Source organism: Mesorhizobium quangtriensis (assembly GCF_040081925.1).
In the GTDB taxonomy this organism is placed as follows: Bacteria; Pseudomonadota; Alphaproteobacteria; order Rhizobiales; family Rhizobiaceae; genus Mesorhizobium_K; species Mesorhizobium_K quangtriensis.
The window spans coordinates 429,360-447,438 of the sequence record NZ_JBEBMF010000002.1 but is presented as its reverse complement, the minus strand read 5'-3'; the positions used below and the strand labels follow the sequence as shown (position 1 = coordinate 447,438).

Annotated in this window: 17 protein-coding genes, 1 tRNA gene and 1 riboswitch; of the genes, 9 read left to right on the top strand and 9 right to left on the bottom strand. The window is 61.8% G+C overall.

Annotation, left to right across the window (positions count from 1 at the left end; genetic code table 11):
• The first annotated feature begins 123 nt into the window (after positions 1 to 123).
• Entirely contained in the window at positions 124 to 1,506 is a 1,383-nt protein-coding gene (locus tag ABMA32_RS10870; protein ID WP_349013781.1) for a zinc metalloprotease, read from the top strand.
• Positions 1,507 to 1,515: 9 nt separating this feature from the next.
• On the opposite strand, the gene ggt is transcribed toward ABMA32_RS10870, so the two are convergent.
• Positions 1,516 to 3,270, bottom strand: a complete 1,755-nt coding sequence (gene ggt, locus ABMA32_RS10865; RefSeq protein WP_349013780.1) for a gamma-glutamyltransferase — start codon at positions 3,268 to 3,270, stop codon at positions 1,516 to 1,518.
• A complete protein-coding gene (gene lipB / locus ABMA32_RS10860; protein WP_349013779.1) occupies positions 3,270 to 4,010 on the bottom strand; it encodes a lipoyl(octanoyl) transferase LipB in 741 nt (246 codons plus the stop codon). Before lipB ends, ggt begins: the two co-directional genes overlap by 1 nt.
• A gap of 146 nt (positions 4,011 to 4,156) precedes the next feature.
• Here lipB and ABMA32_RS10855 point away from each other — a divergent pair, with 146 nt between their 5' ends.
• Positions 4,157 to 5,029: a bile acid:sodium symporter family protein gene (locus ABMA32_RS10855; RefSeq protein ID WP_349013778.1), complete on the top strand. Its 873-nt coding sequence runs from the start codon at positions 4,157 to 4,159 to the stop codon at positions 5,027 to 5,029.
• Between the two features lie 48 nt (positions 5,030 to 5,077).
• Here the strand turns inward: ABMA32_RS10855 and ABMA32_RS10850 are convergent, their stop codons facing one another.
• Both ABMA32_RS10850 and ABMA32_RS10845 read right to left on the bottom strand, forming a co-directional pair.
• Entirely contained in the window at positions 5,078 to 6,301 is a 1,224-nt protein-coding gene (locus ABMA32_RS10850) for a hypothetical protein (RefSeq protein WP_349013777.1), read from the bottom strand.
• 806 nt (positions 6,302 to 7,107) lie between these two features.
• Positions 7,108 to 7,192 (bottom strand) — tRNA-Leu (locus ABMA32_RS10845).
• A gap of 223 nt (positions 7,193 to 7,415) precedes the next feature.
• Here ABMA32_RS10845 and mgtE point away from each other — a divergent pair.
• Positions 7,416 to 8,831, top strand: coding sequence for a magnesium transporter (gene mgtE, locus ABMA32_RS10840; protein ID WP_349013776.1), 1,416 nt, complete (start codon positions 7,416 to 7,418; stop codon positions 8,829 to 8,831).
• A 130-nt stretch (positions 8,832 to 8,961) separates the two neighbouring features.
• Positions 8,962 to 10,608, top strand: coding sequence for a helix-turn-helix domain-containing protein (locus ABMA32_RS10835; protein WP_349013775.1), 1,647 nt, complete (start codon positions 8,962 to 8,964; stop codon positions 10,606 to 10,608).
• Between the two features lie 13 nt (positions 10,609 to 10,621).
• Here ABMA32_RS10835 and ABMA32_RS10830 read toward each other — a convergent pair whose 3' ends face one another.
• On the bottom strand, positions 10,622 to 11,398 hold the full coding sequence (locus ABMA32_RS10830; RefSeq protein ID WP_349013774.1) for a DUF1194 domain-containing protein: 777 nt from the start codon (positions 11,396 to 11,398) through the stop codon (positions 10,622 to 10,624).
• A gap of 240 nt (positions 11,399 to 11,638) precedes the next feature.
• Between ABMA32_RS10830 and ABMA32_RS10825 the strand changes: the two genes are divergently transcribed.
• Complete coding sequence (locus ABMA32_RS10825; protein ID WP_349013773.1) at positions 11,639 to 12,025, top strand: MerR family transcriptional regulator; 387 nt, start codon at positions 11,639 to 11,641, stop codon at positions 12,023 to 12,025.
• 12 nt (positions 12,026 to 12,037) lie between these two features.
• Here the strand turns inward: ABMA32_RS10825 and ABMA32_RS10820 are convergent, their stop codons facing one another.
• From ABMA32_RS10820 to ABMA32_RS10810, 3 genes are all read right to left on the bottom strand, one after another.
• On the bottom strand, positions 12,038 to 12,511 hold the full coding sequence (locus tag ABMA32_RS10820; RefSeq protein ID WP_349014717.1) for a methyltransferase family protein: 474 nt from the start codon (positions 12,509 to 12,511) through the stop codon (positions 12,038 to 12,040).
• Between the two features lie 53 nt (positions 12,512 to 12,564).
• Complete coding sequence (locus ABMA32_RS10815; protein ID WP_349013772.1) at positions 12,565 to 13,560, bottom strand: acetyltransferase domain-containing protein; 996 nt, start codon at positions 13,558 to 13,560, stop codon at positions 12,565 to 12,567.
• An 80-nt stretch (positions 13,561 to 13,640) separates the two neighbouring features.
• Positions 13,641 to 14,819 carry an aromatic ring-hydroxylating oxygenase subunit alpha gene (locus tag ABMA32_RS10810; protein ID WP_349013771.1) on the bottom strand — a complete coding sequence of 393 codons (1,179 nt, stop codon included), beginning with the start codon at positions 14,817 to 14,819 and terminating at the stop codon, positions 13,641 to 13,643.
• A gap of 99 nt (positions 14,820 to 14,918) precedes the next feature.
• A riboswitch (cobalamin riboswitch) is annotated at positions 14,919 to 15,107 on the top strand.
• A gap of 34 nt (positions 15,108 to 15,141) precedes the next feature.
• On the opposite strand from ABMA32_RS10810, the gene ABMA32_RS10805 reads away from it, so the two are divergent.
• Genes ABMA32_RS10805 through cobO form a run of 4 tightly spaced genes read left to right on the top strand, consistent with a single transcriptional unit; the run spans position 15,142 to position 17,226 of the window.
• Positions 15,142 to 15,318 carry a CbtB domain-containing protein gene (locus ABMA32_RS10805; protein ID WP_349013770.1) on the top strand — a complete coding sequence of 59 codons (177 nt, stop codon included), beginning with the start codon at positions 15,142 to 15,144 and terminating at the stop codon, positions 15,316 to 15,318.
• 12 nt (positions 15,319 to 15,330) lie between these two features.
• Positions 15,331 to 16,080, top strand: a complete 750-nt coding sequence (locus ABMA32_RS10800; protein ID WP_349013769.1) for a CbtA family protein — start codon at positions 15,331 to 15,333, stop codon at positions 16,078 to 16,080.
• A complete protein-coding gene (gene cobU, locus ABMA32_RS10795; protein ID WP_349013768.1) occupies positions 16,073 to 16,609 on the top strand; it encodes a bifunctional adenosylcobinamide kinase/adenosylcobinamide-phosphate guanylyltransferase in 537 nt (178 codons plus the stop codon). The genes ABMA32_RS10800 and cobU overlap by 8 nt, the downstream gene beginning before the upstream one ends.
• Positions 16,609 to 17,226 carry a cob(I)yrinic acid a,c-diamide adenosyltransferase gene (cobO, locus tag ABMA32_RS10790; protein ID WP_349014716.1) on the top strand — a complete coding sequence of 206 codons (618 nt, stop codon included), beginning with the start codon at positions 16,609 to 16,611 and terminating at the stop codon, positions 17,224 to 17,226. The genes cobU and cobO overlap by 1 nt, the downstream gene beginning before the upstream one ends.
• A gap of 49 nt (positions 17,227 to 17,275) precedes the next feature.
• Here cobO and ABMA32_RS10785 read toward each other — a convergent pair whose 3' ends face one another.
• Entirely contained in the window at positions 17,276 to 17,995 is a 720-nt protein-coding gene (locus ABMA32_RS10785) for an NHL repeat-containing protein (protein ID WP_349013767.1), read from the bottom strand.
• Positions 17,996 to 18,079 lie beyond the last annotated feature (84 nt).

Sequence of the window (18,079 nt, the reverse complement as noted above, 5' to 3'; positions counted from 1 at the left end):
GCGCTCTGAGTCGACGTAGCCGGTCGTCGACCGTTTTTCCGATCGATCCTCTCGTCGATCTCTGATCGATCCTGGCGTTAAGCCTTTCTTCTTGTCGGAAGGTCTAGGGTCGCAGGAAATCGAATGAGGTACGCCTGTCCGGTCTCGTCCCCGGCCGGGCGGTTCGGCGGAGTGAAGCCTTTGTCGCCTGCGCTTGCACTGCTGCTCGTAGCGCTGAACCTCGGCTTGATCTTCGTCCTTTTCGCACTGCCGCTCGGCACGCGCACCGTCCGCGCAGCCCGCCTGGTTTCTACGCGCCGGGACCGTGTGTGGAGCGCAGTCTTTCCTTTCGGCGAGAACGCCGGTTGGTCCGGGCAGCGCCTTGACGTTCAGGCGCTCGATGACCCCGGTCTGGCTCGCATCCGGCTTGGATGGGAGGGTCGCGACGGCGCGCCGATCGAACATGTCGTCCGGTTGGAGGATGTCGTCCAGGGACAGCATTTTTCGATGCGTGTCATCGACGACAGTTCACTGCACCCGACGTTCTGGAAGGACTATATCGAGTCCGTGGATCTGACCGGCGAGGATAGTTCTGTCCGCGTCACGCTTTCACGGACCGACCGCTACCGGGGGGCGGCCTTTTTCGTGTTCCGCTACTTCGCGCTGCGTCGCGAACTCGGCAAGCTCAAGAGATGGGCCGAGACGGGCGAGTATAATGCCGGCGGCCTGTTCGAGCATCCGGCGACCCAGATCGGGTTTGCTGCGCTGTCCGTCCTCATCATGTGGCCTGTCTTCGGGCTCACCTTCGGCGGCTTCCTGCTCGCGAGTGTGCTGACCGCCGTCGTCGCGCTGCACGAACTTGGCCACATGGCCGCCTTCCGCGTGATGGGCCACCGCAAGGTGCGCATGATCTTCCTGCCGCTGCTCGGTGGCATCGCCATCGGCGGCAGGCCGTATGACAGCCGCTTCGAGGTCGCGTTCGTCGCGCTCATGGGAGCGGGCTTCTCGGCATTCCTCGTTCCGCTGGCCATCGCGGCGTGCATTTATGCCCTCGGCGAGGGCTGGTCGCTGGCGGCCACCATCCTCGCCATGCTTGCCGGCATTGCCGCACTCTTCAACATCGCCAATCTGGTGCCGGTCTGGAAGTTCGACGGCGGACAGGTGCTGCGCCAGATTTGCCCGGGGCCGGTCTCGCTTGCGCTATCGTCCTTCGTGCTTCTGCTTGCCCTACTTGGGATCGGTCGGTCGGCTGGCCTTCCGGATTCGCTTCTGGTCATTTCTGGTGTGGTTTTTGCCATTCTCAGCTTGATCACGGCGGGTACGGGCATAAAGCCACGTCACGAGTTGAAGCCGCTCGGCGGCGCCGAGCGCGGCGCGCTGGCATGCGCGCTCGTCGCCGTGTTCGTAATCCATGCCTCGGGCGTACTCTGGGCGTCGGCACGCATCGCCAACTGGCAGCAATTCGAGAGGCAGCATCGCCAACCCGCGGGTCAGATCGCAGGCGTGTCCGCCAGCACCACCTTCTGAGCGCCGGAGTCAATCGCCGACTGCGACGCCCTCCCGGCGCGGGTCCGCTCCGCCTGTCAGTCCTTCCGGCGTGATAGCAATCCCGTGCAGCCCCGAGTTCAGATCGCCGGCCTTGGTCTTGAAGCCGAGCGCTTCGAGATCGTCGACAAAGCCTTCCGCTGACGTTTCTGCCTCGAGCTCGTAAGTGCCGAAGCGGTTCAGCATATGGGGCATGGAGATCGCCGCCTGCATGTCGAGCTTCCAGTCGATCAGCGCGATCAGCGTGTTCGCGACATAGGGGATGATGCTGGATCCCCCGGGCGAGCCAAGCGCATAGACCGGCTTGCCGTCCTTCAGCACGATCGTCGGCGCCATCGAGGAGCGCGGCCTCTTGCCGGGTTCGACACGGTTGGCAACTGTCTGGCCGTCCTTCTCTGGCGCGAAGGAAAAGTCGGTGAGCTGGTTGTTGAGGATGAAGCCGGCGACGATCTGGCGCGAGCCGAAGGCGTTCTCAACCGAACTTGTCATAGAGGCGACGTTGTCCTCGTCGTCGACAATGACGAAATGCGTGGTGGCGGGCATATCGAATGCGGCGCCGTCCATGCGCAACTCTGCCTTGTCCCATGGCGGCTCGCCGGGCTTCACGTCGCCATCGGTCAGCGCCGTCGGCCGGCTGATCAGGGCAGAGCGCTCGGCGAGATAGCCGGTGTTCAGCAGCCCCTTCGGAATGCTGACGAAATCGCTGTCGGCGATGTAGCGCTCGCGGTCAGCGAAGGCGAGACGCGTCGCATCGCCGATGATGCGCCAGCTTTCGGGATCGTCGGCACCGAGCGTGGCGAGATCGAAAGGCTCGACCATGCCGAGAATCTGCCCGATGCTCAGCGCGCCGGAGGAGGGCGGTCCCATGCCGCAGACCGACAGCCCGCGATACGGCGCGCAGACCGCTGGCCGCTCCTTCACCTGATAGTCTGCAAGGTCTTTCAGGCTGAGCGAGCCTGGGTTGGTAGCGTGCGTGTTGACCGCGGCCACGATTTTTTCGGCGATCTCGCCGGTATAGAAAGCATCCGCGCCGCCGTCAGCGATCGCCCGCAGCGTCTGAGCATAATCCGGGTTGCGCACCAGCGTTCCGGCGGCCAATGGCGCCCCTGAGGCATCGAAGAAATAGGCGCGTGTCGCTGGCTGCGTGTCGAGCCGCTCGATGTCCTCCGTGATCATCGTGTTGAGGCGAGGCGACACGGCGAACCCACCTTCCGCCATATCGATCGCCGGCTGGAGCAGGTCCTTCCACGGCGTCCTGCCGTATTTCGCGTGCACCGCCTCCATAAGCCTCGGCACGCCCGGCACACCGACCGAACGCCCGCCAATCACCGCGTCGAAGAAGCCAAGCGGCTCACCGTCCGCGCCGAGGAAAAGCGCCGGCGTCGCGGCCGCCGGCGCGGTTTCGCGTCCGTCGAATGTCGTGACGGTCTGGCCTGCCGCATCATACCAAGTCAGGAACGCGCCGCCGCCGAGGCCTGACGATTGCGGTTCAACCAGCCCCAGAACCGTCTGCACCACGACAAGAGCGTCCGCCGCGTTGCCACCGTTTCTCAGCACGTCCAGCCCCGCCTGCGCGGCCAACGGGTTGGCAGCGATCACCATGTGCTTTGTTGCACGAACCGCCGCCTTTTGCTCGATGGCGGAAGGCGATTCAGGGGCGATGACATCGGACGCTTGCTGCGCGACGGCCGGCATCGCCAGAAGTGCAGCCAGCGCCGTCAGTATCAGTGTCCCGGACGTTCTCATCAGCCTGCCCTTCTGGATTGCTCTCCGGCGAAGCACGTGTCCCCGAAGACCTCCTCGAACGCGCCCCTCAGTGCGACGTCGAGGTCGCCCATCGTCACGGGCAGACCGAGGTCGACGAGGCTAGTAACGCCGTGATCGCTGACGCCACAAGGTACGATGCCCGAAAAATGCGAGAGGTCAGGCTCGACGTTGATCGAGATACCGTGGAAGCTGACCCACTTCCTCAACCGAATGCCGATAGCCGCGATCTTGTCTTCCGCTGGCGATCCGTCCGCCATCGCGGGTCTGTCTGGCCGCACCACCCAGACGCCGACGCGGTCCTCGCGCCGCTCGCCTTTCACGTTGAAGCGGCCGAGCGTGCGGATGATCCATTCCTCGAGCGCCGCCACGAAGGCGCGTACGTCTTCTCGCCGCCGCTTGAGGTCCAACATGACATAGGCAACGCGCTGTCCCGGCCCGTGATAGGTGTATTCGCCGCCGCGTCCCGCCGCAAAGACCGGAAAACGATCCGGCTCGACCAGATCCTCGGCCTTCGCACTCGTACCGGCCGTGTAGAGCGGTGGATGCTCGACCAGCCAGACCATCTCTGGTGCGATGCCAAGGCGGATCTCCTCAGCGCGCTTTTCCATGACGGCAAGCGCATCTTCATATGCGGTCAGCCCTGGCGCGATCCGCCATTCGACAGGCGCCAAGCCGGGCGCCGGAAGGAAGTCGGGGGCGATCTGGCTGCGTTCGAGCATGGCGCTTCCGTTGCTGAAGCCCCTATATGGCCCTGCCGCCTCGCGGCGTCCAGACGCCGATGTCTTGCCGTCCCATGCTGCGGAGTCCTGTGGCTTAACGACTTTTTTGCCCGGATGCGTCATGCTCGCTGCGAAGGAAGCGCACCATGCAACAAAGTCTGACGCTCAGCATCGGCCTGCCCGCTGGGCTTGTCATCGTCATGCTCGGCCTTGGGCTTTCGCTGCGCATTCAGGATTTTACCCGTTACCTGTCCCGCCCATGGCCCATCGTCCTTGGTCTGGTCTGCCAGATCGTTTTGCTGCCGCTTCTTTGCTTTGCGTTGGTCTACGCCGCCGGTTTCCCGCCTGCGATCAGCGTTGGCATGATGCTGCTGGCGGCAAGTCCGGGAGGGACATCGGCTGCGCTCTTTACCCACCTCGCCCGCGGCGACGTGGCGCTGAGCCTCATCCTCGCGGCCGCTACGACCATCATCGCCCTTGTCAGCCTGCCGATCATCGTCAATCTCTCCATGATCGTTTTCTATGGCGAAGCCAGGACAGTCAGGCTGGATATCGTTCAGGTGCTGCTGATCTTCGCCATCGCGATCGTGCCGGCTTCGATCGGCGTTTTCGTGCGCAGCAGCTTTCCCGACCTGGCTGAGCGCCTCGACCGCCCGGTCAAGACGATAACGATGATCTTCCTTGTCGGGCTGATATTGATCGCGCTCATCGGCCAATGGCGGCTGCTTGTTGTGTGGGGACCGACAGTCGGCCTCGTCGCCCTGATCTTTGCAGTCGTCAGCCTGCTCGCTGGTTACTTTCTCCCGCTTCTCCTTGGGGTCGAGCCACGCCAGGCCGTAGCCCTGTCGATGTCGATCGGCATCCACAACGCGGCGCTCGTCATTGCGCTCGCGATGAGCGAACACATGCTGAACAATGCCGAGATGGCCATTCCACCCGCCGCCTACGGTGTCATTGCCTATGTCGTGGGAGGGGTTTTCGTCTGGATACTCAACAAGCGTCAGGCGGCGGCGTCTTGACCGGCGGATGACTTTGATGCGGCGTCCGTCAGATTCGATGCAGGGGTGCTAGGCAAACCAATCCGCGCCTATCGCAAGTTCTGTGCAAATCAAGACCTGACGCGCCGCTTTGGAGTTAGGTATCCTTGCAATCTGCGATTCAAGAAAGGCATTCGAGAAAACACCTCTTTTTCTCAACCGTTTTGCCGCCTCGTCGGCCAAGGTTCTCGCGGAGCGACCCTGATTTTCAATCTCTGTTGAAGGATACTGGTTGCTAAGAAATAGCCTCGCTTCCGGACCGGTCGCCACAGTTGAACCGGCTATATCGAAAAATTCGGGGGCGTCCAGCCAACGAATGAATGCAATGAGCAGGGCTTGATCGTAGCGTTCCTCTATAGAGCGATTCAGCCAAACGCCGATCCACCGGGAGTCGAAGAGTGGGTAGCGATAGATATTGTCCGAGTTGTCGCGGTGAGGCCGGATACGAAGTTCCATCCGGTAAGCGAACCTAAGCTGATCCTCGAACAACAATTCCTGATTTGCCACATAGGGTTTTCTGGGAAGGAATTTGGTCCCTCGGATCCGCGATGCCAGTTCGAAGGGATCATTTGCCCTACTAAAACGCTTCCTGGCTTTAGTCCATTCGACGTTCTCCGACAATTTTGTTCGCACCTGTGAAACCGCGCCGCCTCCTAAACCATGGAATTCGACACGGCTTGGAAATGCCTTTTCTATCTTTTCTACCGCCGTAAGCCTCCTGAGGAAGAGCACATCCTGCTCGCGCCTGGCCAAGCTATAGAGGTCATCGAAACACGGGGTAGAAGATGGTAGCGAAAACTGTTCGATTGGAAGGCGGTCCGCAAGGGCGCGAGCAACCCCTGCGTCGAATTTTCGGGCGAAGGTATAAGTTTTGGGTTGTATTCCGTTCCGTCGCAGATAGTGCAGAATCAGGCGTGAATCGAAGCCTCCCGAAAGTCCCATGACGACGTTTTGGTTGGGTTCGATAGTTGTGATTTCGTCCCTAATAATCTGATTCAGGGTGCTATCCATGGCTTCAAAGCGCTCGGTTGGAGTTGCCGTCAGCCAATCCGCCTTGAAAATATCGGGCGCACTCTGCTTCGCTGAAACAAGGTAATGAATCGCTTCCTTGGAGCGACGATCATCAAGATAAAAACCGAACGACAGAAAATTTAAGAATTTCTCGCTTTTTCGTAAATCCTTTTCATCAATAAAATCAAATCTACTGTAAGGAAAATTTATTTTACTGAATTTTGCTAGAAACCTTGAGAGCATGTTCAGTATTCATGGCGATGAGCCGATTCCTCGGTAGCGTTCTCAAGCCACGAGAAACGAAAAAAATCCTTCCATAAAAAAAGGTAGTAAATCACAGCAGGCTCCCAGGCCACCACCGTAAGTTTAACTTGGCGTCTGTGTTCCAGCAACTGGTTGCCCATGCCCTTGATGGTCGCACAGTGCTGACGACGCCTAGGTCGGTATTCGCGATCCAGCAGTCTAACGTGACAGTGGAGACGGTCCCGGTGGTCCATCTCATGATCCGCTCTCCTAGGCCATGCGCCCAAAAACGGCCGCCTTGCGCATCCTCCTTCCCGCAACACTTTAAGGTGAAGCAGCATGGTCGCGATCCGGGCCGCATTCTTTCTGGCTGTCGCGATACTGATCTCCGCATCCGCTCACGCCGAACCGTGTCAGGAAGTCGATCGATCCAGGTGAGGCGGGTTGGTCTGCCGAAAGTCTCGATGCTGCGAGACGCTATTCGAAGAGCTCAAGCCGACGACTGTCGTGGTCATCCATGACGGAACGATGGTTGCCAGTTGGTGCGATCTCTCACGCGAGGTGAACATTGCGTCGGTGCGAAAGCCTTCTCAGCGCCCTCTACGGCATCGCTGTCTCCGAGGGCAGGATTGATCTTTCGAGCAGCCTGCCGACCTCAAAATCGACGACAATGCGCCAGGTCTGATAAGCGCTGCGCGGGGGCCATCGAAGATATCTGATTATGTGAGGTAGGTCGCGAGTGCCTGTGCCCGTACCTGTTAAGAGCGCAAATTCTTCAACGGCTTACACAGGTGAAGAAAGTCTATTGGTGCGGTCGAGAGGACTCGAACCTCCACGGGTTGCCCCACAGCGACCTCAACGCTGCGCGTCTACCAATTCCGCCACGACCGCACGTGGTAGGAGCCGGAACTGGCCGGCCCGCGGCGTGTAGCAAATCGCCTAGCCCGAAACAAGGGCAAAGGCGGCGTTATTCGTCACGCGGCCGCTTGCCGCGGGGAAAGGCGGGAACGCGCCGTTTCGAGGCGCATTTCGTTTGATGTTCTTAGGCGTTGCGCGCTAGACCTGAACCGCATCGTCCACCCGGTCACAGACCATTTACAAGCCGGAGGCGCCGTTGGAAAACCAGCACGAAACGCCGCCCGAGGCCAACCCGTCCGGCGCGGAGCCTGATATCTACGGGGATGGCGGAAGCATCCGCTCGTCCTTCCTTGCCCATATAGGCGCGGCAATCGCGGATCGCGATACGATCACGCTGAAGCGCGATGTGGGCGACCTCCACCAATCCGAACTCGGCGATTTGCTGGAAGCGCTTCTGCCGGAGCAGCGGTTGGCGCTTGTCGAACTGCTGGGCAAGGATTTCGATTTCTCGGCACTGACGGAGGTCGACGAGGCCATACGCCTCGACATCGTCGACAACATGCCGAACGAGCAGATCGCCGAGGCGGTCCAGGAGCTCGATTCCGACGACGCGGTCTATATTCTCGAGGACCTCGACCAGGAAGACCAGGACGAGATTCTCGCCAAACTGCCGTTCACCGAACGCGTCCGCCTTCGCCGCGCGCTCGATTACCCAGAAGAGACGGCCGGGCGGCGCATGCAGACCGAGTTCGTCGCCGTGCCGCCATTCTGGACGGTCGGCCAGACGATCGACTACATGCGCGAGGATCAGGACCTGCCTGACCGCTTCAGCCAGATCTTCGTTATCGACCCGACCTTCAAGCTTCTGGGCGCGATCGACCTCGACCAGATCCTGCGTGCCAAGCGCGCGGTGAAGATCGAGGAGATCATGCACGAGACGCGCTATGCGATCCCGGCCACGATGGACCAGGAGGAGGCGGCACGCGAATTCGAGCAGTACGACCTGCTGTCGGCCGCCGTCGTCGACGAGAACGAGCGGCTGGTCGGCGTGCTGACCATCGACGATGTGGTCGACGTTATCCAGCAGGAGGCCGAGGAAGACCTGATGCGCATGGGCGGTGTCGGCGACGAAGAGCTCTCCGACACGGTGCTCGCCACCTCCCGCTCGCGCGTGCCCTGGCTTGCAGTCAACCTCATCACCGCCTTCGTAGCCGCTTCCGTCATCAGCCTGTTCGATGGCACCATCGAGCATGTCGTGGCGCTGGCAATCCTGATGCCCATCGTGGCCGGCATGGGCGGTAACGCCGGGTCGCAGACCATGACGGTCACCGTGCGCGGCCTCGCGACCAAGGACATCGACATCTACAATGCCGGCCGCGTCATCCGGCGCGAGATGGGCGTGGGTATGATCAATGGCATCGTCTTTGCCACGTTGATCGGGGCAGTCGCCGGCCTCTGGTTCCAGAGCGTCGAGATCGGCAGCATCATCGCGGTCGCGATGGTGGTAAACATGTTCGCGGCGGCGGTCGCGGGAATCCTGATCCCGATCATGCTCAATCGCTTCGGCGCCGACCCTGCGGTGGCCTCCGCCGTTTTCGTGACCTCGGTTACCGATGTGGTTGGCTTCTTCGCCTTCCTCGGCCTCGCCGCCTGGTGGTTCGGGGTGATGTAGAGGGCGGCTTTTGTCGCGCGTTGGACCCGTCCGAACTTCGGCGGGCAGCAGGACGTCGCTGCATTCCCCTTCTCGATTCCGTACCTTTGCTATAAAAACCGATCGGGGCGAGAAGGCGGGCGACAACCAGATGGTAGGGATTCCTGACCGTGAACTGAAGTTCGCACCCGACTTTTCGTATGCCCAACGCGGCGACGGCATGGTGATAAAATTCACGCGTGCGGAACGTCTGTTGCTCGCGAACCTGATCGCACATGCCGGTATGCTGCGCAGCCGCGAACAGCTCCTCGACGCCGTTTCGGAGGTTGGGTCGGACACGTCGGATCGCAATGTCGACTTCTTCATCACGCGGCTGAGAGGCAAGCTCGGCTGCTCCGCCAGGAACCCGAAATTCATCGCTACCCGGTATGGCGAGGGCTATGTCTGGGTCGGCCCACGTTCCGCTCGGACTGGTCCGCTGGCGGAATGCTTCGTGGTCGTTGGGCCCGTTCTTGCGATTGGGCAAGGGAGCGGGGGCACTGAGGCGGTCGGCTTCGCCGAAGATCTGGCCCTTGCCCTCAGGAAGCAGTTGCCGGCCGAGAGGGTAGTCGCCGTCCGATCCGACGATGCCGGCGACAGTTCGCCATTTCGGGTCAGTCTTACCTTCGTCGTCTCCGGCGGCAGGACCGAATGTATCTCCTCGTTGCACAGCAGGGAGAGCGCCAAGGTCATTGTCGCGCGGCGTGATGACTGTCATGGACTCGATGTCGACCTGCTGGCCGGGAGCCATCTAGCCGCGCTCTGGCAGTTTCAGGTGGACCGGACGGGTGCGGGCGCCACCGACGCGGCTCCGCTGGCGGTCAGGATGTTCGAGGCCGGTGCCCTGTTCGGAGAGGACGTGCCTGCGGGACTGCCAGACGAGGTTGCGAAGCTCAAGGGCGAAGCCTTCCCGTCAGCGGCTATCTGGCGCAAGAACGAGGCGCAGTTGCGCCGGCTGCTTCACGATGGCAAGGCGACCGCCACCACGCGCCTGATGCTCGGCATGAACATCTACACCCGCTACATCATCGACGGTTGGCGGTTCCTTGCCAACGAAGACCCTCGCGAACGGGATCAGGCCGAGCTGGAAAGCCTCATCGTGGACATCCTGCCCGAACTGCTTGACGATCCACAGAACGCGCTGTCGGCTGCGCTCGTGCTCAGCTTCATGGGGCCGGCGTATCAGTTGCTGGCGCTGGAAATCGCCGAGGAGGCGTTCGCCCGGTCGACCGCGCTGGCGGACGGGCTTTCCACACTCGGCCGTCTGCGCGGCTTTGCTGGCGATTTCGACGGCGGGCTCGACCTGCTCTACCGCGCCCGGCCGCTGTGCAAGCCAGGCTCGATTTTCGAGCGCTACGTCACGTCCTGCATCTGCCAGATACTGCTGGCTGCGGGCAATTTCGAGGAAAAGGATCGCGAACTCGAAACGCTGACCCGAAGCCCGATAGCCAAGGGTCCCTACCGCCTTCTCTATGCCAACCCCGGCGAGGCCACGCCGTCGCTTCCGGTGCGCATCCATCTTGCGCTCAGCCCGCGAAAATACGCCCGTGCAACGGTGCTGTGGAGCTACTACATCTGCGCGCGCGTCTATCGGCATCAGGAGGCGCAGGAAAACCTGATCGTGGGCCTTGCCGGCCACATGCGCCGCCGCTTCGGCGACGACATAGTCCCCCAGGAGGTCGGCGCGGCAATACCGGCGACGATGCGCGACGTCATCCAACCTTCGCCGGATCAGGTTAAAGCCTATGCGTCCTTCTAGATCTTGATATGGCCTAGTTCGTGCTTTCGCCCGCCGGCCGCATCTCGTGCAACTGCGCCTGATTCAGCGGCGTGATCTCCCGCAGAAGCTTGGAGTGCATCGCCGTGGCGAAATCATCGAAGCTGTTGGCCACGATCACGAAGGCGGTCGCCCCTGAAATCACCTTGCCTCGATAGTACTCCTCGAGGTCCTCTTCCTCATCGAGTATGGCGAGGCCGTTGATGATGACGCCGTATTCCTCAGCCCTCTTTTGAGCCGAGAAGATGGAGACACCATGCCGCCTGCGCGGATAGAGCGTTTCCTTGCCGTCGCCCGACACGTCGATCACGCGCTGCATGGCGCAGAGCGTGGGATCGTCGAGCAGATCGAGCGCCTGCCAGACGCCCTGACCCATGTCGGTGCCGCCGCCGCCAACCCTCGGCAGGCTTTCGATCGTGCTGGCGAAGCCTTCGATGTCCTGTGCGTTGCGCACCGACTGCCAGCCCACCGTGGTCGCTGCCATCGCCGTATCGGACCACACAACCGCGGCGAGCGCGATGCCTCCCGCGCGCCGCACGGCCTCTTCAATTTTGGGGTCTCTTAGCGCCTGCGACAGGCCGCCCATTTGCAGGACATATTCCCTGTCATCAACGCTGCCGGACGCGTCGATCGCGAAGACCAGCGCGGTGCCGAAACATCCTCTTGCGCTGGCGGGGCTGGGCGCCATGCCGAGCAAAAGGCATATCATAAGCGAACCGAGGAAAGGTTTCGTGATCGCGGCAAGGCAGATGCGATATGGAGACAGGTTCATGTCGGCCCCTTACCGTTGAACGCGTCGCTTCCGTTAGGGAAGGAATGTTGCAGGATTATTTGCGAACCGCCGGAGCACGACGTGATATCGCGCGGGAAACTGCCTTCCCGTTCGGGAGGGCGTACCTCGCCTGACCCTGCCGCTGAGGTGCGGTCTGTCGCTGGGTGCTCGGCCTGAAATTGACTTTTACGTAAATGCCGTCAGAGTCGTTCGCGGCGGATTCGGTCGCCGGGAGAACCCATGCGGGAATATTACACGATCACCGAACTGACCCGCGAATTCGATATCTCGACGCGCACGTTGCGTTTTTACGAGGACGAGGGGCTTATCCAGCCGGTGCGGCGAGGCCGGACGCGCCTGTTCAGACCGTCCGACCGGCACCTGATCCGCCAGATCCTGCGCGGCAAGCGGCTCGGCTTCTCGATCAACGAGATCCGCGAGATCATCCAAATGTATCGCGAGCCGCCCGGCGAGGTGGGTCAGCTCAAGCTGATGATCAAGCGCATCGAGGAAAAGCGCGAGGACCTTCGCCAGAAGCGTCGCGACCTTGAGGAAACGATCGTCGAGCTGGACAACGCGGAGGAGGCCTGCGTCGAGCGTCTCGCCGAGCTTGGCGTCAACACCTGACTTTCGGCCGGCTCAGATCCAGCGCCTGACCCGCTTGGTGTAGTCGCGATAGTGCTTGCCGAATTTGTCGGCCAGCCAGCGCTCTTCCTTCTGGATGGCCACTTTCTGCGTAGCGAATGCAGCGACGATCGCTGCCGGCAAGAACCAGGTGATACCCGTGATCAGCCCGACTCCGATCAGGAGAAGCGTGTCAGCGAGATAGATTGGGTTGCGCGTGACGGCGAACGGGCCTGTGGTGAGCAGATGTTCCGGCCGCTTGTTCGGGTTGATCGGCGTCTTCGCATTTGCCATCGCGCGGAACGCTGTCAGGAACAGCGAGACCATTGCAAGCAACGCCAGCCAGCCGACCGCGACCAGGATGTCCGACATGGGCGAACCGAACCAGGGCAGGGGGTAGATGGCGTGCAGGATGAGGCTCGCCACTATGCCCAGGACATAAATCACCGGCGGCCATGGTATGACGCCTTTGGCGGCTGGCGCTGCCATAGTCGGTGCGGGTGTGTGCGCATGCTGCTTCGCATGCTTTCCCTTGGCGTCGCTCATGGTGCTCCTCCCTCCGGCATGGCGTTGTCCGTTTCGATCGTGCACTGGCGCGCTGCCTCCTCCGCAGTGGCGCGCAGTTCGTCGCTCTGTTCGCCGGCGTAGAAGCTCTGCATCGCGCCGGCGCGCTCCAGCGTATCGAGCACGCAGGCACAATAACGCGGGCAGAACTCCGTGTCGCGCTGTTCGACGCAGGTCCGCTCGCACGCCTGCAGGAAGTTCACCTCGCGGCTCTCCTCGCTCGGCGGGAAGACCTGCGCGAACAGCCAGGCGCAGGCGATCAGGATCGGCTGGTGGATCAGGTAGAAGGCAAGGCTGTGGCGGCCGGCGAAATCCAGCGGCCACAGCCACCGCGGTGCGCGCCATGGCGCGAGCATGGTGAAGAGACCCGTCTGCGCAGCGATCTTTCCGGCCGCGATGCCGATCAGCACCATGCCGAACCACGGAAATACCGGCACGAAGTCGTTCGAGCGCGAGTAGTTCACCGACAGTCCCGTCCACCACCACCAAGGCGCGTCGAAGAATTCGGAACGCAGATAGTGGGGCGCGGCCAGCACGATCGCCGCGATCGAAATCGTGACGACGGCCGGCAGCGGCAGGAAGGCGAGCCCGAGAATGCTGGCCAGCGCGATCTGGTGCAGGATACCGAAAAAGATGAAGCCGTTCGGCATGGCGACATAGGTCGCGGCGGTTATCGCAAGTGCAGCCGCCGCTACCATTGCCCAGCGCCGCCAGAATGAGTTCCAGCGAATCTGCTTGCCATGCGCAAGCACGAGGCTGACGCCGACCAGGAACAGGAAGCTCCCGGCGATGCAGCGCGCGAACAGCTTCCAGCCGCCCGTGGTCGCCATGTCCGGTGGCACATAGCCAAAGAACCCGAGGTCCCAGGTGAAGTGGTAGATCGCCATGGCGACCAGCGCGAGGCCGCGCGCGATATCGATAGCCTCTATGCGCCCCTTCCTTTGGGGCGGGGCGCTTTGCTGTTCGTTGGTCACGGTAGCGTCCATGCTGCGCCAAGCGTTAGCACGTCGCGTCAACGGACGGCAAAGTGCTGGTTGTCGCTTCCGGTGGAAAGCTAGGTTTCTGTGTCCGCGAGCGCCTTGTGCTGGCCGCGCACCCAGCCGTGGAAGCGCGCCAGCTCGTATTCCTCGGGCATCAGCACGCCGGCCTTGTGGCGGCGCGCATGCAGGCCGCGCTGGTTGAGTTCGCAGACTGCCGCGTCCTCCTCCAGCACCTGCATGCCGAAGCCGACGATGTTGTCGAGGCCCTTTGGCGGCATCTCCTGCGGCGGGAACAGCCATTCCGCCGTCAGCTTCGTCCGTTCCGGCCCGAGCGGCGTCAGCGTCACCGTGCGCACATAGTCGACATGCCCGACGACGAACATCGACGGCAGGCTCATCGCGTAGCTCTGGCGGGCGGCGCGCTCAGCCTCCGTCAGGCCCTGAAACTGCGGCCCGTAGGAACGTCCGTCTCCCGACCAGGTCTCCGCGCCTTTGCGCAAACCGCCGGAAAACTCGGGCGAATCATTGTCAGCGTGCTTGGCCCAGTCCGGATCGTCGTGGCGCGCCATCAGCCCGCGCCCGTAGATCGGCACGAGGTGCGACAGGTGCTTGTGCACGCCGGGGCAGTGCAGGCACTCGTTGAAGTTTTCCCAGAAGATCTTCCAGTTGCAGTTCATCACCTTGGTGAACACGTGTCCGCTGACGAGGTCCTCCAGCGGCCAGTTGGCGAGGCTGACCGACGCCTCGTCGAAGCTTTGCTCGACGCTCTCCGCGGCGTTCTCGTCGAGATTGACGAAGACGAAGCCGCGCCACTCTGCGAGCTTGACCGAATAGAGCGGGTAGTCTGACTTCAGGAATCCCTCGGGCAGCGATTTTGACCGCACGCGCACCAGGTCACCACGCAGCGAATAGGACCATGCGTGATAGGGGCAGGTCAGCAGGCGCGCCTTCAGCCTGCCGCTCTCCGCCGTGCAGAGCTGGGAGCCACGGTGCCGGCATGTGTTGTGGAAGGCGCGCAAGGTCGCGGTTTCGTCGCGCACCACCAACACGTCCTGCGTGCCGATGGTGAAAACGCGAAAGGCCAAGGGCTCGGCAATGTCGGCCGCACGGCAGACCATCACCCAACGCCGATACCAGATCGCCTCGAGGTCGCGCTGGTATTCTGCGGCGTCGAAATAGGCGCCGGCAGGCAGCGTCCCTTCGAGCTGGCGCAGGCCGTGATAGAGGTCTTCCTTGGCCGGGCTTGGCTGCATGGCTGGCTCCTTTCAGCCAGCGGATACCGGTGCGGGATATTTGTCAATTCGCGCCTGGGACCGTCGGTTAATCAGTTTGCCGCGCCCGGTGTTCTCGATTATAGTTTGCAGGTCGACGGTTCCGGAAGGACCGAGAGGGAATGCGGTGAGGGTTTCGACCCAAAGCCGCGGCTGCCCCCGCAACTGTAAGCGGTAGCCTTTTCCGAAAGCCACTGGGCGCAAGTCCGGGAAGGTGGAGAGGGCGCAAGATCCGCGAGCCAGGAGACCTGCCGGCGACGAAAACTTCTCGATGCCCTCGGGTGGAGGGTGAAAGGACTAGGGAATGAACACTGCTACTTCCTCGATCGGCGCTGCTTCCTCCGGTTCGCGCGCCGCGCAGCTTGGCCTCGCTGCCCTGCTTGGCATCTTCATCGTTGGCTTCCTGGGCTTCTCGCACATGGAAGTGGTGCACAATGCCGGACACGATTACCGGCATTCGCTGGCTTTTCCCTGCCACTAAGGGAGTAGAAACATGAGCATCTTTCGTAGCGCCGTGTTCACCGCGGCGGCTGCCGGCTTGCTTGCCGGTATCCTGCTTGCTGCCCTCCAGACCTTCTCCACAGTTCCCCTGATCCTCAAGGCGGAAACCTTTGAAAATGCCGGCGGCGGCCACGACCATGGCGCACCCGCGGAAGCGGCGGCGGTCGACACAACTGGGCCCGCAACCGCCGAACATCATAGCGAAGAAGCCTGGGGCCCCGAAGATGGCTTCGAGCGTTTCGCCTATACGACAGGCGCCAACATCATCAGCGGCTTCGGTTTCGCGCTGCTTCTGGTCGCCGCGTCCGAATTTGCCGGCGGCATCCGGAACTGGCGTCAGGGCACGGTGTGGGGATTTGCCGGCTTTGCCGTGTTCACGCTGGCGCCTGGCCTCGGGCTGCCGCCGGAACTGCCGGCCATGCCGGCCGCCGATCTCTTCGCGCGCCAGGTCTGGTGGATCGGCACGGTGGCGGCAACGGCTGCCGGTCTTGCGCTCATCGCCTTCCGTGGCACCATTCCATTGTCGATGCTCGGCGTGGCCTTGATCGTGCTTCCGCACATCATTGGTGCGCCGCAGCCAGAGAGCCACGAGTCGCCTGTCCCCGCCGACCTGCATCATCAGTTCGTTGTCGCAGTGACGGTTACCAACCTCATCTTCTGGGTGGCGCTCGGCGGCGTCATCGGCCTGGTGCGCCAACGCTTCTTCGGCCAGCAGGCAACCCTCGGCGCGAGCGTTGCCTGAGGCGTCCGGGACTAACGCTTCCGGTCGAAGCCTGACCTTCCTTCTCGGCGGCGCGCGTTCCGGCAAGAGCACGCACGCCGAGAAACTCGCCACGGAGCTGCCGGCTCCATGGACCTACATTGCCACCGCGCAGGCCTATGACGACGAGATGGCGGAGCGCATCACGCTCCACCGTTCGCGGAGAGGCGAGGGCTGGTCGACTGTTGATGCGCCGTTCGGACTTGTCGACGCGCTTCGCGCGGTTCCGGCCGGCCGGCCGGTTCTTGTCGATTGCCTGACGCTCTGGCTCTCCAACCATATGCTGATGGAAAGCGATGTGCAGGCCCGTTCCGATGAACTGGCCGAGGTGCTTGCCGCACCGCGAGGCCCGTGGTTCGTCGTCTCGAACGAGGTGGGCCTGGGTATCGTGCCCGACAATCCTCTCGGACGCCGGTTCCGCGACGCGCAGGGACGGCTGAACCAGAAAATTGCTGCCGTTGCCGACCGCGTGCTTTTTTTTGTCGCCGGCCTACCTATGCAGGTGAAATGATGACTGCGATCGACGAGAAGGAAGCCGAGCGCCATCGCGCCAAGATGGCGAAGCGCAAGGCCGTGCAGGACGCAGAAGTCGCCGGCAAGACGATTACGGAAAAGGGCCTGCTCATCGTCAACACCGGCCCCGGCAAGGGCAAGACCACGGCCGCTTTCGGTCTCGCCTTGCGCATGCTTGGCTATGGTCGCCGCGTCGGAGTCGTGCAGTTTGTAAAAGGTGCCTGGCATTCAGGCGAAAAGGACGCCTTCGCAACCTTCGGCGATCAGGTCGTCTGGCACACGATGGGCGAGGGGTTCACCTGGGAGACGCAGGACCTTCAGCGCGACATCGCGGCTGCGCAGGCGGCATGGGCGAAGGCGCTCGAACTGCTGGCCGATCCGTCGATCAGCCTCGTCGTGCTGGACGAACTGAACATCGCGCTGCGCTACGACTATCTCGACGTCGAAGCCGTCGTGGCGAGCCTGAAAGCCCGTCGTCCGGACCTGCACGTCGTGGTCACCGGCCGCAACGCCAAGCCGGCTCTGGTCGAGGCCGCCGACCTCGTCACCGAGATGGGGGCGGTGAAGCATCACTTCTCCGCCGGCGTGAAGGCCCAGGAGGGGATCGAGTTCTGAGGAGGCGTTGTTGCGTTGCTTTTGCCTACTACCGGCGTTGAGGCGCACCTTAGTCTTTGCGATTTCGCATTCTGGCATAGGAGAGGAAGAGCATCAGAACGCCGAACAAAGCGGCGCATATGATGTTTCGGCGATTTAGTATGTCTTCGAGTATCCAATCACCGCGTTCTAACGGCCAAACACCGGTGCTGTCTTTGACGATTGGCTGGCCAGAGACGCGATCGACCGCAAACTCGCAGCCATTCAGGCTTGTAACCGAGGGTCCGGGCTTGAGGAATTCAAATGGCATCTCTCGACTGTCCATCTCACGCCTTTGGAGGAACGTCCCGTCAGTGCTGAATATGTCGATCGTGTCAGTTCTGACGCTGTAGATACTTAACGTATCGTCCGGATTAAGGGCGATTTTAAACAGGCCGCCCGCACTATCCGGTTGAAAGGCAGCCTTGAACTCTCCTCGGCAACTATAGAGCTGAACTCGAGTCGCTCGGGCCAGAATAGGGTCCTTCATTTTCACGAACAAATTGCCGTCTGGGGTCACCAGAACCTGGTCGAATATGCTGCTCGTGGGCCAAGCTCTCACATTTACGACACGCTGATAGAAGAGATTTCCGGAAGATGCGGTTCCCAATGCTAGAAGGATCGCCAGGATCCCGATCTTAGCGGTCCGGCGCTGCGAATTCGTTTGTCGCCAGAGTTGAATTCCTATGATCAAAGTTATGACCCACGGGAATATCACCTCCATCCATACAATAGAAACATGAGGGTTCATTGACCCGTTCTTAGCTCAGAGACGATTAAATCTGAGTAAATCGGGTCGGATTAAGATTCGAATATTAGGAATATTGCTTTGAAT

Excerpts from the sequence above, each read along its gene's own strand:
- lipB (WP_349013779.1), bottom strand. The coding sequence starts at position 4,010 with ATGCTCGAACGCAGCCAGATCGCCCCCGACTTCCTTCCGGCGCCCGGC.
- ABMA32_RS10850 (WP_349013777.1), bottom strand. The coding sequence starts at position 6,301 with ATGCTCTCAAGGTTTCTAGCAAAATTCAGTAAAATAAATTTTCCTTAC.
- ggt (WP_349013780.1), bottom strand. The coding sequence starts at position 3,270 with ATGAGAACGTCCGGGACACTGATACTGACGGCGCTGGCTGCACTTCTG.
- ABMA32_RS10825 (WP_349013773.1), top strand. The coding sequence starts at position 11,639 with ATGCGGGAATATTACACGATCACCGAACTGACCCGCGAATTCGATATC.
- ABMA32_RS10785 (WP_349013767.1), bottom strand. The coding sequence starts at position 17,995 with ATGAACCCTCATGTTTCTATTGTATGGATGGAGGTGATATTCCCGTGG.
- ABMA32_RS10810 (WP_349013771.1), bottom strand. The coding sequence starts at position 14,819 with ATGCAGCCAAGCCCGGCCAAGGAAGACCTCTATCACGGCCTGCGCCAG.
- ABMA32_RS10870 (WP_349013781.1), top strand. The coding sequence starts at position 124 with ATGAGGTACGCCTGTCCGGTCTCGTCCCCGGCCGGGCGGTTCGGCGGA.
- ABMA32_RS10855 (WP_349013778.1), top strand. The coding sequence starts at position 4,157 with ATGCAACAAAGTCTGACGCTCAGCATCGGCCTGCCCGCTGGGCTTGTC.
- ABMA32_RS10835 (WP_349013775.1), top strand. The coding sequence starts at position 8,962 with ATGGTAGGGATTCCTGACCGTGAACTGAAGTTCGCACCCGACTTTTCG.
- ABMA32_RS10800 (WP_349013769.1), top strand. The coding sequence starts at position 15,331 with ATGAGCATCTTTCGTAGCGCCGTGTTCACCGCGGCGGCTGCCGGCTTG.
- cobO (WP_349014716.1), top strand. The coding sequence starts at position 16,609 with ATGACTGCGATCGACGAGAAGGAAGCCGAGCGCCATCGCGCCAAGATG.
- ABMA32_RS10805 (WP_349013770.1), top strand. The coding sequence starts at position 15,142 with ATGAACACTGCTACTTCCTCGATCGGCGCTGCTTCCTCCGGTTCGCGC.
- ABMA32_RS10820 (WP_349014717.1), bottom strand. The coding sequence starts at position 12,511 with ATGGCAGCGCCAGCCGCCAAAGGCGTCATACCATGGCCGCCGGTGATT.
- ABMA32_RS10830 (WP_349013774.1), bottom strand. The coding sequence starts at position 11,398 with ATGAACCTGTCTCCATATCGCATCTGCCTTGCCGCGATCACGAAACCT.